The sequence below is a fragment of the Legionella sp. D16C41 genome, from assembly GCF_048541585.1.
Lineage (GTDB): Bacteria > Pseudomonadota > Gammaproteobacteria > Legionellales > Legionellaceae > Legionella_C.
In genome coordinates this window covers 159,397-172,000 of sequence record NZ_CP183304.1, presented here as the reverse complement: position 1 = coordinate 172,000, position 12,604 = coordinate 159,397, and the positions used below count along the sequence as shown (strand labels likewise).

Here is a 12,604-nt window from a genome sequence, read left to right as displayed (position 1 = left end):
TTTAAATAATTAAATACGCTTTTTTTCAGGCAGGCGTAAGTAGCTTATATTGTTTCTCTAAAGAGGGGGTTTGTTTACCTTTTGCAAATAATCCAATTTGATTTACCGTATCCATTATAGGCGTATGCGAATGGGTGAATCTTTCTAAGCGGGTTACTTGTATCTCTTGACGGTCTAATAAAGCAGCATGATCTATATTAAGATATTTAAACTCTTCTTCAAGGATGCGTAATTTACCTTCAGTTTCTAATAAGCTATGCGCAAAATGGTCCAGGGTTAGGTCTTTATTTGTTAAGAAATCTTCTAAACGTTGCTTGAAATTAGCTTGTTGCTCTTTATCTGTAATTGTAATTCCAGATAAGGTTTGTACGGAGCCTTTTAAGATATCAGCAATTTGATTGGCTTTTTTTAATTTAATTTTAAGTGAATCATTGGTTTCGTTTAGTGCATTAATTTGGCTTGATAACTCTTTTTGTTTAAGTTCTGCATCATTGGCTATTTGTCTTAATTCTAAGGTAAATTCTTCTATTAAATTAGCCTGACAGCGAGTTTTTAATAAAAGTTGCTCTACAGTATCTTCTAGTTGTTGATGCACTATTTGTAAGGCAGCTTTACTATTTGCAAGAGTATTTGTTTGTTCTGTTAATCCATTAATTTGCTGATCTAGTCTGTCCACCTGGTTTGATAATAGTTCTCGCTCCTGCTGTAATTTTTCAATTTCAATCCTCAGCTGTTTATGCAGTTTACCAAGAGCATTTATGATTTCTACAAGAATCGTTGCAAAACTTAATAGGCCTTTTTTTAAATGTTCTTTATCTTGTTGACTGTATTTATGATGATTGTCTAAAAGAAGGCTGCTTATAGTATAGGTAATAAGGAGAAATAAACTTATTGTAAGGAGAATCGGAAGATGAGCAATTAGTGCTGTAGTTATTAATGGAACAATAAGAATCATTCCAAAGAGGATTTTTTGCCACCAGTATAATTTCCCCCATGCTAAAGACAATTTTGCAAATAAGCTTGAATTTTCTCTTAAACTATCTGTAAGTGTATCAAGTTGTTTTCTTAGCTCTTCTAGTTGTTTTTTATTAAAATTAAGTTGTCCAAGCGAGGCGCTGACCGTGGCAGAATTATTATCTAAAAATAAATTAATATTAGTGGGATTGGCTGCTTTTTTGTTAGATGTACTTTCCTTACTCTCCGCTAATTTTGTCATTCCTTTTCCTTTTATTTAGAATTGCTTAAATTGCCTATGCTAATTGATGGGCTAATTAATGACGGATTCTAGCGAATAATTTCCAAGCAGTCATTATTTTTTAATGGCAGTATGTCTTTTGTATTATCATTTGAGGTAGCTATTTTTGCAGAAATTGCGCGAAGCTTATTTAAGCTAATCTTTTTTCTTAGTAAATAGAAGGAATAGGGTAGAAAGTTAATACGTTAGTTATTTCGTTCTTAAAAACAAAAGCATAGCACCTAAAATAGCAACTACTGCTAATAAAATTAGAGAAAGTTTAACCATAATAGCAGCTAATAAACCACCTAAAATCCCTGATAATGATTCTGCTAACACTTGTAAGGATTGATTATTTCCCATAATTCTTCCCTGCTCTTGACCGGGACTTGAAACGGATAACAAAGTCGCACACGCAGGAAGACAAATTGCTAGAGCCATAGAGGTTAAAAATAAGGTAAGCCATAATGAATTTACTTGATTGGGTATAACAATTAATACCATAAAAATCCCCGTAAGAAATGCTGAAATAATAGTCATATTTCGTGGGGAGTAGCGTCTAGATAGAAATCCTGTAAGCCATAAATTAGCCAAGATAATAGGCACAGAAACCCAGGCAATAAATAAAGAAAGCTGACCTATTTGCATATGAAATTCATCCACTAAATACATTGGATAACAGCGAAAGAAACCAAAAATTGCCAAATAAAATAAGAAGTTAGCAAGAAATAATAATCGCAAATTTTTTGCCGTAAAAACTATAATAAAATTAGTTAGTAACTTAGAATAATTAATTTTTTCTTTATTTTCCGGAGAGACTAAAGTTTCTTTAAAAGAAAAGATTATAAAAAATAATAAGATGATTAACCCTACGCAAACTAACGAAAAGGGGGTGCTGTAGTTAAACCAAGAAACTAATTTTGGATTTGCAAGGCTACCGCCAACTAAGGGACCAATAATGTATGCTAGACTAGCACTAAGATAAATATAGCCAAAGAGTGGACCACGTTCAGTATCACTGGCAATATCGGCAATAGCACCTTGTGATACTACAATATTTCCCTCACTAAGACCTGCCAGAAATAAACTAATTATTAATAATGTTAAATTTTGAAAGTATAGGGCACCTGTAATTAAAAAATAAAATAAAGTAGTAAAGGCAATAGATATTATCAATATTTTTCGGCGCCCATAAAAATCAGAAAGCATACCAAGCACAGGAGAGCCTAAAAATTGTCCAAATGGATATAAAGCTAACAAAATACCTAGCAAAATAGTACGTGATTGCATTGGACTAGCAGCAGAAATAAATCCATGTGCGTGAAGAATCATAGGGGTAAATACCGTTATCATTAAACTGTAGCCTACAAAGCCAAAAAAAATTACAAAATATAACGGTAAGACAGTTGGCAGTAAGTTTGATTTTGTCGGTAAATTATCTAGAGGCTCCATAATCTCTCTATAAATTATCTATTATAGTTTCTATTACCATACTTTAATCATAGCAAACTACTGTAAAAATTGGATTGAGATTGAACTGATTCGCTGGCGACTTATTTTGCGCTGAATAAACCTTTAATGTACAGTAAGCTAAAAATATTCAGGTTTACAGTATAGCTAAGGAAGTGATTAGTGACTAAAGTTAGATTTTATAAGCAATTATATGTTCAAGTTATTATTAGTATTTTTTTAGGGATTTTAATAGGACATTATTTTCCAAAGCTAGCTATACAAATGCGTCCTTTAGGCGATGGTTTTGTTAAATTAGTAAAAATGATGATCACACCTATTATTTTTACTACCGTGGTAAGTGGTATTGCTAGTATGCACAATATTCGTGAAGTTGGGCGTATCGGAATCAAAGCGCTTATTTATTTTGAACTTCTCACTACATTATCATTATTAATTGGTTTAGTGGTAGCTAATTTATATCATCCGGGTACCGGAATGAATATAGATGTTTCTAGTCTTAATAATAAAGCAACAATAGATTATAAATCGCAAAATACTAATTTTAATGTAATTAATTTTTTGCTTAATATTATACCTGATACTTTATTAAGTGCTTTTACACAAGGCAACTTATTGTCTGTTTTATTAATAGCTATATTAGTAGGTTTTGGTCTGTTACATGTTGGTTATAAAGCAAAACCGGTAATTCATATTATTGATTTACTTTCTGAAATTTTATTTTCTATCATTGGTTTCATCATGAAACTTGCTCCAATTGGTGCTTTTGGTGCTATGGCCTATACAATCGGCGCTTATGGCGTTAATACACTTTTTGTTTTAAGTAAATTATTAATTGCCATATATATTACGAGTTTTTTATTTATTTTTATAATATTAAATCTAACAGCAAAATTATTTAAAATTAATCTTTGGCGTTTTTTTAGCTATATTAGGGAAGAATTGTTAATTGTGATGAGTACTTCCTCTTCAGAAGTTGTACTGCCTCGGATGATTAACAAATTAGAGCGTATTGGTTGTAGTAAAACAGTAGTTGGCTTAGTTTTACCTGCAGGTTATACCTTTAACTTAGCTGGTACCTCGATTTACTTGACCATTGCCACTTTGTTTATCGCACAAGCTCTCAATATTGATTTAACCTTTAGTCAACAATTCACTTTAATCTTAGTATTGTTATTAACATCTAAAGGAGCGGCAGCGGTGACGGGAGGGGGCTTTCTTGTTCTAGCTGCTACTTTATCATCTATGCATATTATTCCTGTAGAAGGATTGTTTTTATTATTAGGGGTGGATAGATTTATGGATATAGCACGCTCTATTACTAATTTAGTAGGTAATGGAGTAGCAACTATTGTAATTGCTAAATGGGAAGGAAAGTTTAATGAGCATGATTATAACCAGTTGCAAACCCAAGACAAGGTTGTTTTTACCACCTAGCAAAGAATAAACTATTGAGCCCTCTTAAGTTAGTTAAGAGGGCTCAATAGTTTCTAAAGTGTCATTTTCTTAGAATTCTCATTGATTATTTCATCGCTAATGACATTCGTTTCAGCCTCTTCTAGGTTTATCCACTGTTGAGAATTTTGGCTCTTTAGAACTGATTCAATCCAAATCATTCCTCTTAAACCATCCATTAAATTTGGATACCAAGCGTTATTAGATGACTGATAGATACTCTGCGCAAAATTTGTATAATGGGCTGCAGTAGCTTGATAATCTAATTCCATATCGTCTGAATCTTTAAGCATAATACTTTCAACAGGCTTAAAGAGTTGCGAGGAGGGTTTAGGTGTATAAATTTTAAGAAGATTACGTTGATCAAACTCCCATTTTATAGTACGGCGTTCGCCGTAAATAGTTATATTTAAATTATTTTCACCAATAGCCATTTGCATGACAGAAATTATTCCAGTTGCACCATTACTAAATTTTATTAACGTGCTAGTATCGTCATCTACCTTGCGTCCTTCTACGTGATTAGCTGATAATGCACATAATTGCTGTACTTTTAATCCTGTAATATATTCTGCTAAATGAAAAGCATGAGTTCCTATATCTGCTGCACTACCAGCTAATCCACTCTGAGTTGGATCAGTTCGCCATGCGGCCTGTGAACTTTCTTTTTCTATATTTTTATATAACCAGTCTTGATGAAAGCTAATTTCAACCTTGCGAATTTTTCCTAGTAAGCCTTGCTCTATTAAGCTGCGTGCTTCTTGTATTTTGGCATAACCACTATAAGTGTAATTGACACAGACTTGTTTTTGATATTTATGAGCAAGTAACTGTAGTTCTTTGGCTTCAGCTAAAGTAAGTGTAATTGGTTTTTCAAGTATGACATGGAAACCTAAGCTTAAAGCTTGGCTTGCTGCTGCGAAGTGTAGGTAATTAGGTGTTAAAATAGACACAATTTGCATGCGCTTATCTTCAGGTAATTTTGCCTCCTTAATTAGCATCTCTTCGCAAGTTGAATACAAACGAAGATCATTAAGATTTAATTCTTTTTTTAGTGCTGTGGCTTTTTCCATAGAGCGGCTAAAAGCTCCACATACTAAACGATAATTAGCTTGCTGCGCAGCAAGTCGATGTACATTGCCCATCATAGAACCCGGGCCTCCACCTATTATTCCATAACGTATTTCCTTCATAATAATGTCCTTCTTATTTTTTTCTTCTAGCGTTTTACTATCCTCTGATTGGTAAGAACATAAACCATCCGCTATAGTTAATATGTTTGCAATTTTAAATGACCAACTATGGTTAAATTTAACACTTCACATTTAAATTATCATTCTTCTTGTCTTTCTATTTATGCAAAAAATTGTATCGCAACTTCACAACCGCTAGCAGCTCAAGCGGGCTTAAGAATTCTACAGCAAGGTGGCAATGCAGTAGATGCAGCAATCGCAACAGCAATAACTTTAACAGTTGTTGAACCTACGATGAATAGTGTAGGAAGTGATTTATTTGCTATGGTGTGGGATGGTACACAATTACAGGGTATAAATGCGTCAGGCAAATCTCCTAAAGCTTGGACTGCTCCGTGTTTCGCAAAGTATAAATCAATGCCTCAAGCTGGATGGGATACGGTTACTATACCAGGTGCAGTTTCCGGCTGGGTGGCGCTATCTGATAAATTTGGCCGGTTACCATTTAAGCAATTATTTGAGCAAGCAATATATTATGCTGAAAATGGATTTTTAGTATCTCCAGTGGTTGCTAGACACTGGCAGCAATTTGCGGCACCTTTTAAAAATAATTATGAGTTTGCGCGCGTATTTCTACCTCACCAACGTGCACCTCAAGCTGGCGAGTTATTTAAAGCGCCCGATTTAGCAACTACTTTAAAAGAGATTGCACAAACTAAGGGTAAGTCTTTTTACCAAGGTGACATAGCTGAGAAAATTATTAATGCCGCAAGCCAAGCAAATGCATTTATAAGCAAAGAAGACTTACAACAGCATCAACCATCTTGGGTTCAACCTATAACTTTAAGCTATCGTGGCTATGATTTATATGAATTACCGGCTAACACGCAAGGGTTAACTGTCCTTATTGCATTGGGTATTTTGCAATATTTTGATTTAAGACATTACCCAGTCGATTCAGCTGATAGTCTACATTTGCAAATTGAGGCGATGAAGATGGCCTTTAGTGATGCAAAACACTATATTGCTGACCCTAATTTTATGCAAGTTCATCATCAAGATTTTTTAACTTCGTCTTACCTTAAAAAACGAGCCCAGGCCATTAATAGAAAACGGGCCCAAAAACCTAACTATGGTATCCCCAAAGAACAAGGCACAGTTTATTTATCTGTAAGTGATGAACAGGGAATGATGGTTTCTTTAATACAATCTCATTATCTAATATTTGGCTCAGGTATAGTTATTCCAAAAACAGGGATACTTATGCAAAATCGTGGTGCTTGTTTTACCTTAGAAGAAGGCCACCCTAATCAAGTTGCAGGAAATAAATACCCGTTTCATACCATTATTCCAGGCTTTCTTTTTAAAGATACAAGGCCTGTGATGAGTTTCGGAATGATGGGAGGACATATGCAAGCGCAGGGACATGTACAGATGATAGTTAGGCTATGTGATTATTTACAAGATCCGCAAACTATTTTAAATGCGCCGCGTTGGTATATTTCGCCTGAGAATGAAATTAGTATTGAACATGGCATTAACTCTGCAGTTATTAATGAGCTCCAAAGTAGAGGGCATTCAATTATACCAAGTCCTACTATCATCTATGGTGGAGGACAAGCTATTTATTGTTTAAAAAACGGTTATCTTGCAGCTTCGGATCCTAGAAAAGATGGGTGTGCAATTGGTTTTTGAAAATATTTTATAAACTAAGATTAAATCATAAGTTTAGTTAAATCTTTATTATCATTTTTGAAAGTTTACTAATTGAGGTTAACAGCTTGTTTACCATCCTCTACTTTATAATTTAAACGTTGACAACTTAGAAAATTATCTAGATATATGAGATAAAGGGGAGTTTAAATTTCCTTTCTCTACTTCATTACTGGTGTGTATTGAAATGTGTCCTTTTTAAGTTAGCCATTATACTTAATGTGACAAACAATAATAGTTTCGCTAGTATGATGATTGCACTTCTAGTAGAAGGCTGGGTAAAGCAAAAAAGGTTATTGGGTAATTTAACCAATGATAAATTACCCAATTGTAAGTAAACTTATATTATAAAATTAAGCTATTTAAATTATTATCTTCGCCAATTCCAATTGTAATGGGTCCTATATACGCGGCAAGCGCCCCCTACACAATGCTTAGAATAATTATTAATATACCTATGGCAAACTCCATTATGACAATTTGTCCAAGTTCGATGAGTATGCCAATTCCAATTGGCATAACTGGCTGTGGTGAGTCCTGCACTTAGAAAAATACTAGCTGATAATAAGGATAGTGTTTTTAGTGACATATTGATCTCCTAATTAGCTCCTATTTTACTCAAGTATAGTTCAAAATATATTCAAATTGTCAGAAAAATAAAATAAATTGATATTTTGGTATGATTTACAAAAATTTATAAAAAATTTTATTGATAAGCGATGGAAAGTTTATTATTACTTTTAAGGCAATTACGCAATTAAATATTTTTTGGGTTTAGCTTAAATTACCGAGCTTTTAGCTATTCATAATTCTACTGAGCTATGGACTAAGTATTAATCAAAAACTTACTTTAATAAATCTTTTTAAAACTACCTCAATAAAAGGACTGATTGCATCCTATAAACGGAGTGGCGCGGTATTAGAGCGTAATTCTAGTTGGCAATCAAATATAAATCGTCTATTGAACGAAAAGACATTTTTCACGATAATAAACCGTTTATTACAGCTGATAAAACTACTGCATAATAAATTTTTTAACTTTACTGAATGTTTTAAGGAATAAACTACTATGAAAAAAGTTAAATTAGCAATTTTAGGGGCTGCATTTGTGCCTTTTATTGCCTTTGCTCATCCTTGTGATGGGTTTGAAATTAAATTAAAAAATAATTTAATGGAAGATCTTTTAATAACTACAATTAAATTAAATGGTGGCAAGTTAACGCCTAACGGCATCCAAAAATTAGATAGTCGAACTGAGCAAGTACTAACAGTTAATAAAAGTTCAACTGCTGGTATAATGAAAGGAGAAATAGTATTTCATACTATTAGCTTACCGACCAGAACCATCGCAATTAAATTTAATTTAATGAATGATCACTTATTATGTAAGCATACTAATACTACTCCTAAAGGTGATTATACCGTTACTGAGAGTACCCAGTCAGATAAAGTAAATTACACTATTACTTACAAATAAGTTTATTTTGAAAGGCCGTTTTATCTTATAGGTTATCAATAACAATAGGACTTGTATAACTACTTAAGAATAAAAACGGCTTAAAGCTTTAATGTAGTTTACTTAAGAGCGTCAATTTATTAGCTTAAAAATAGTTCTGTTAGCTTTATCTTTTTAACTTTAATTTTCTATTTTTTTAAGTTTTTCTTACAAGGCATAGAAGATACTTAGAAATTAAGACTTGTTAGAAAATTAAAAGATAAACTCTTGTAAAGTATTATGGAAGAAAAAGCCAATAACTAGAAAGCTAGTAGTCCAAATTAGCGCACCCGTATAAGCTAAAAGAGCAAACTCCCAAAAGCGTAAAAAAACTATACCCGCAACAATTCCAATTAAATGCCGTACGCCAGGAATAAAATAACCAATTAATAATAACCATTTACCAAAACGGTCAAACTGTTGATGTACGCGGTTAAGTCTTTCCTCTGTAATACCAAATAAGCGTCCAAAACGTAAAATCAATGGCCGGCCGCCAAAGTAACCAATTAAATAACTAACAGTAATGCCAAACATGCTACCAAGTAATGCGCAAATTGGTGTTAACCATATAGATAGTTTACCATGTGCCATCATGTAGCCAGAAAAAAGCAATAAAGTTTCATCCGGTATGGGTAAGCCAATAATACCTAAGGCAAGTAGGCCAAATAAGGTAAAGCTACCATAATGTATTAACCAATAACTTAAGTGTGTTTGAAGCTCACTAACCAATTTATTCACCCAAATTTTTTTAATTGAAACTACCACAGTTTCTAAATTGACGCGAGCTATTAGCTTTTAAAATTAAATGCCTAACTATATTTAATACCTTGAAATTACTGCAACTTTAAAAATAACCAGTAATAATTTTATGTGACTTTCCCTGACTTATAGCAGTCCAATTTTATGGTTTTTATTTATATCTAACTTATTTAGCCGTTAAAGGTTGTAAAATAAATTGTCAAAAAGAATTATAAGTGTTAAAATTGATTAGTTATTTATCAATACTAGGTTAGTGATTTTAGGTAACACCACCTAAAATATAATAGGAATTATAATGTTAGACGCAATGAAAAAATTACTTATATGGAATCTTGCCCTCTATAGTGGCGTTCCTAATTCTAAAGCACATGCTATGAGCTCTGAAAGTTCTAATAGTGATAATAGTGATAATAGTGATAATAGTAATTCTTATAGTTCAATTTGCAATATACATGGGCATTTTGCAAATAAAGTAATGGAACCAACACCACAACTAGAACATGTTTTAAAAGATATGCTCCCTATCAGGATGCAGAAAAGAACAAACGTGTCTAATAAGAAAGCTCAATTACAACGTGAGCTGGATAAGGCAGAAAAGAATTTATTTAAAGGCCATAAAGATTTTAAAGAATTAAAAATTTATTTAACTTATATAGCTGAATTAGTAGAAGAGGCTAAAATACGTAGAATTCATGAAACTGGTTTTTGTGGTGAAGCAACTGCAGCCACTATGGTAAATAGCTTATTACGGCAACTGCAAACCGGTGAAAGACAAACTGTACAAGAAATTGTTATTCGGACAAGAGATGGTAAAAGTAATCATGCTTTCGTGTTATATAATAGCGAAATTTTACAAAGCCAGGAAATAGACAATAATAAGTTGAAAACTCTCTTTAGTTCTATTTCTTCGCCAGAAGCAGGCAATCCAGAGATTTGTGATGAATTTGATGGTTTCCATGGCGATGCCTCTAAATGGGCAGATAAATTTTTTGGCTCAAATACGCATACTTTTGGTAAAGACAACTATGCTTTTATGCAGGTGACAGATTTTTCTCTACCTTCTTTAGGTAAATATAATTCAGGGCAAAGAAAATATATAAAGAATTTACTGAAAAAAATGTTATCTGAAGTTCCGTTATGTAATTCAGAAAATAATATGGAAATGTGTCCAATGGGAGGCTCTTAGTTTTCTGAATAAAAAATAATTTTATTAAAATTTAAAGCATATAGATAAATGATTTTATCAAAATATAAATCCCTACGTGATTGGAAATATAAAATGATTTATCTAACTTAAAAGTTACTCTTCTATTTAGATATAAAATATTGATTTGTTAGCGAAGCGTTTTAGTTTTTCTTACAGTGTGATAATTTAAAAATTGAATAGTAAACTTAAATTAAGCTAGCAGAGAATCTTAAGCTTTATCCAGCAAAATTATTTTTGGAGAGTTTGTGCTTACAGAAAAGAATGATTTAATTTGCTATAAACAAATCGAGATTAATCAAGAAAAGCTAGCTTTCTTTTCCGAAAAACACAGCACTAAAGAAGGGACCTGGGGTGAATTGTCTTTAGAAAATGGTGAAATTGACTTCGTTTTCTTAAATAGTTTAGGGCAGGAACTTTCTCGTACTAGACTTAATCATGATAATTGTAAATTAATCATTCCACCTGCTTCGTGGCATAAAATTGTACCAATGAGTACTACATTTAGTGCTGAGCTTAAATTTTATTGTAAAATTCATCGCTATTTTAAAAAAAAATATAACATCAATTCTGTTCATCAGGATTTACTTTATGTTTATCAAACTTACTTAAAAAAATTAGGGCCTTTAACAACATTAGACGTGGGCTGCGGCTCTGGCAGAAACTTATTATATTTAGCGAAGTTAGGTTATCCTATTACGGGTATTGATATTAGTCAGCCTGCGCTTGAAAATATTTTATTGCTTGCTGAGAAAGAAAAAATGAGCCATATTAATGTGGTGGCAGGCAATCTAAATGAACTCTTAAGGTTAGAGCAAAATTATTATGATTTTGTATTTTCTACAGTTACGTTGCAATTCTTAAATGCTTCTCGTATTTTATCCCTATTAAATGAACTGCAGGAAGCCACAAAAAAGCAGGGCTATCACTTTTTTGTTTTCCCAGTGCAATCAGAGCGCTATTTACTACCCAAATCTTTTACCTACTTGCCTAAAAAAGAGGAGCTTTACCACTTTTATCAAGATAAAGGTTGGTCCATTTTAGAATATAGAGAAACTGTAGGCCATCTTCATAAGCAGGATAAATTAGGCAGGCCTATACCTGGCTTATTTTGTTTGTTATTAGCGCAAAAAATTAATTAAAGAATTAAAAACTATAATTTAATTAGCCCTTAGTCTTAATTTAAAGTCATTGATAGTTAATTATTCTATTAAGTTTCTTTGTTTCTGACCTTTCTTTAAAGGTTATTTTACTGCTATAAGTTTATTTAATTTCAATTTGAAAACTATGCAATAAATTTAATACTTCAGGCACTGAAAATTTTGCTTTGCGAATATCATTGTCGGTAGGATTTATAGTGTAATTTATTGCTTCAAGAAACGAAACTGAATTTAAGTTAGTATGCATAAAGTGGCTATTTGCAAAATCAGTTAGCATAAAGTTTCCATTAGAAAAGTTTCCTTCGCGAAAATCCACATCATGTGCAATACACTCTTCAATAACAAGTTCTTTTAAATCAAGAGCGTAAAAACTTGAATAACTAATATTTGAGCGATAAAATTGAATTGGGCTGGCTAATCTTATAAGAGGCCACTTAGCTTTCGTCCAATTAATTCCCATCAATTTACAATCTGCAAAAATTGTTTCACTAAAAGATGAATTATTTAATTGTGCAGCACTTAAATTAGATGATAGAAACTCACAGTCTACAAATTTACAAGCGGTTAATTTGACCTCGTTAAAATTAGACTTTTCAAATTTACAATTTTCAAAAATTTTATTTTTAAGCTCGGTATTTTCTAATCTTAACTCTGAAAATGTAAGACTATAAAATTCATTTTGACTAAAAATATTATTATTTGTGGTTTTTTCCATCGATTGCCTTTATACATTATTACTAAAATAGCTTTAAAGAATTCAATAACAACACCGATATTAGATGGCTACTTTTTTTAAACTCAAGAGATTAGCATTTATTTGTAACGCGCAACAAATAAGTAGTTTCAATTAGTTTATAATTCTATTTAAAGACGTTATAACTTATGTCTTACAAATATAAAACCTGCTTGCTTTAATTGGTA

At 32.2% G+C, this 12,604-nt stretch carries 11 protein-coding genes; 5 read left to right on the top strand and 6 right to left on the bottom strand.

The annotated features are described in order from the left end of the window. Window positions 1-25: 25 nt before the first annotated feature. The gene (locus ACNVED_RS15480; RefSeq protein ID WP_419421269.1) at window positions 26-1,216 is read right to left on the bottom strand and encodes a hypothetical protein; all 1,191 of its coding nucleotides are present in this window, start codon (window positions 1,214-1,216) and stop codon (window positions 26-28) included. Window positions 1,217-1,444: 228 nt separating this feature from the next. Then, window positions 1,445-2,686 (bottom strand): MFS transporter, encoded by a 1,242-nt coding sequence (locus ACNVED_RS15475; protein ID WP_419421268.1) that lies wholly within the window; start codon window positions 2,684-2,686, stop codon window positions 1,445-1,447. Window positions 2,687-2,866: 180 nt separating this feature from the next. On the opposite strand from ACNVED_RS15475, the gene dctA reads away from it, so the two are divergent. Beyond that, on the top strand, window positions 2,867-4,141 hold the full coding sequence (gene dctA, locus ACNVED_RS15470; RefSeq protein WP_419421267.1) for a C4-dicarboxylate transporter DctA: 1,275 nt from the start codon (window positions 2,867-2,869) through the stop codon (window positions 4,139-4,141). 53 nt (window positions 4,142-4,194) lie between these two features. Here the strand turns inward: dctA and ACNVED_RS15465 are convergent, their stop codons facing one another. Next, window positions 4,195-5,352 carry a Gfo/Idh/MocA family protein gene (locus tag ACNVED_RS15465; protein WP_419421266.1) on the bottom strand — a complete coding sequence of 386 codons (1,158 nt, stop codon included), beginning with the start codon at window positions 5,350-5,352 and terminating at the stop codon, window positions 4,195-4,197. 108 nt (window positions 5,353-5,460) lie between these two features. Between ACNVED_RS15465 and ggt the strand changes: the two genes are divergently transcribed. Beyond that, window positions 5,461-7,047, top strand: a complete 1,587-nt coding sequence (ggt, locus tag ACNVED_RS15460; RefSeq protein ID WP_419421265.1) for a gamma-glutamyltransferase — start codon at window positions 5,461-5,463, stop codon at window positions 7,045-7,047. A gap of 388 nt (window positions 7,048-7,435) precedes the next feature. On the opposite strand, the gene ACNVED_RS15455 is transcribed toward ggt, so the two are convergent. Then, the gene (locus tag ACNVED_RS15455) at window positions 7,436-7,654 is read right to left on the bottom strand and encodes a hypothetical protein (protein WP_419421264.1); all 219 of its coding nucleotides are present in this window, start codon (window positions 7,652-7,654) and stop codon (window positions 7,436-7,438) included. A 480-nt stretch (window positions 7,655-8,134) separates the two neighbouring features. On the opposite strand from ACNVED_RS15455, the gene ACNVED_RS15450 reads away from it, so the two are divergent. Further along, window positions 8,135-8,542 (top strand): hypothetical protein, encoded by a 408-nt coding sequence (locus tag ACNVED_RS15450; protein ID WP_419421263.1) that lies wholly within the window; start codon window positions 8,135-8,137, stop codon window positions 8,540-8,542. Window positions 8,543-8,773: 231 nt separating this feature from the next. Here ACNVED_RS15450 and ACNVED_RS15445 read toward each other — a convergent pair whose 3' ends face one another. Further along, window positions 8,774-9,289 carry a DedA family protein gene (locus tag ACNVED_RS15445; RefSeq protein WP_419421262.1) on the bottom strand — a complete coding sequence of 172 codons (516 nt, stop codon included), beginning with the start codon at window positions 9,287-9,289 and terminating at the stop codon, window positions 8,774-8,776. Window positions 9,290-9,614: 325 nt separating this feature from the next. On the opposite strand from ACNVED_RS15445, the gene ACNVED_RS15440 reads away from it, so the two are divergent. Then, window positions 9,615-10,505 carry a hypothetical protein gene (locus ACNVED_RS15440; RefSeq protein ID WP_419421261.1) on the top strand — a complete coding sequence of 297 codons (891 nt, stop codon included), beginning with the start codon at window positions 9,615-9,617 and terminating at the stop codon, window positions 10,503-10,505. Window positions 10,506-10,771: 266 nt separating this feature from the next. Further along, on the top strand, window positions 10,772-11,665 hold the full coding sequence (tehB, locus tag ACNVED_RS15435; protein ID WP_419421260.1) for an SAM-dependent methyltransferase TehB: 894 nt from the start codon (window positions 10,772-10,774) through the stop codon (window positions 11,663-11,665). Window positions 11,666-11,786: 121 nt separating this feature from the next. Here the strand turns inward: tehB and ACNVED_RS15430 are convergent, their stop codons facing one another. Then, the gene (locus tag ACNVED_RS15430) at window positions 11,787-12,398 is read right to left on the bottom strand and encodes a pentapeptide repeat-containing protein (protein WP_419421259.1); all 612 of its coding nucleotides are present in this window, start codon (window positions 12,396-12,398) and stop codon (window positions 11,787-11,789) included. Window positions 12,399-12,604: the final 206 nt, after the last annotated feature.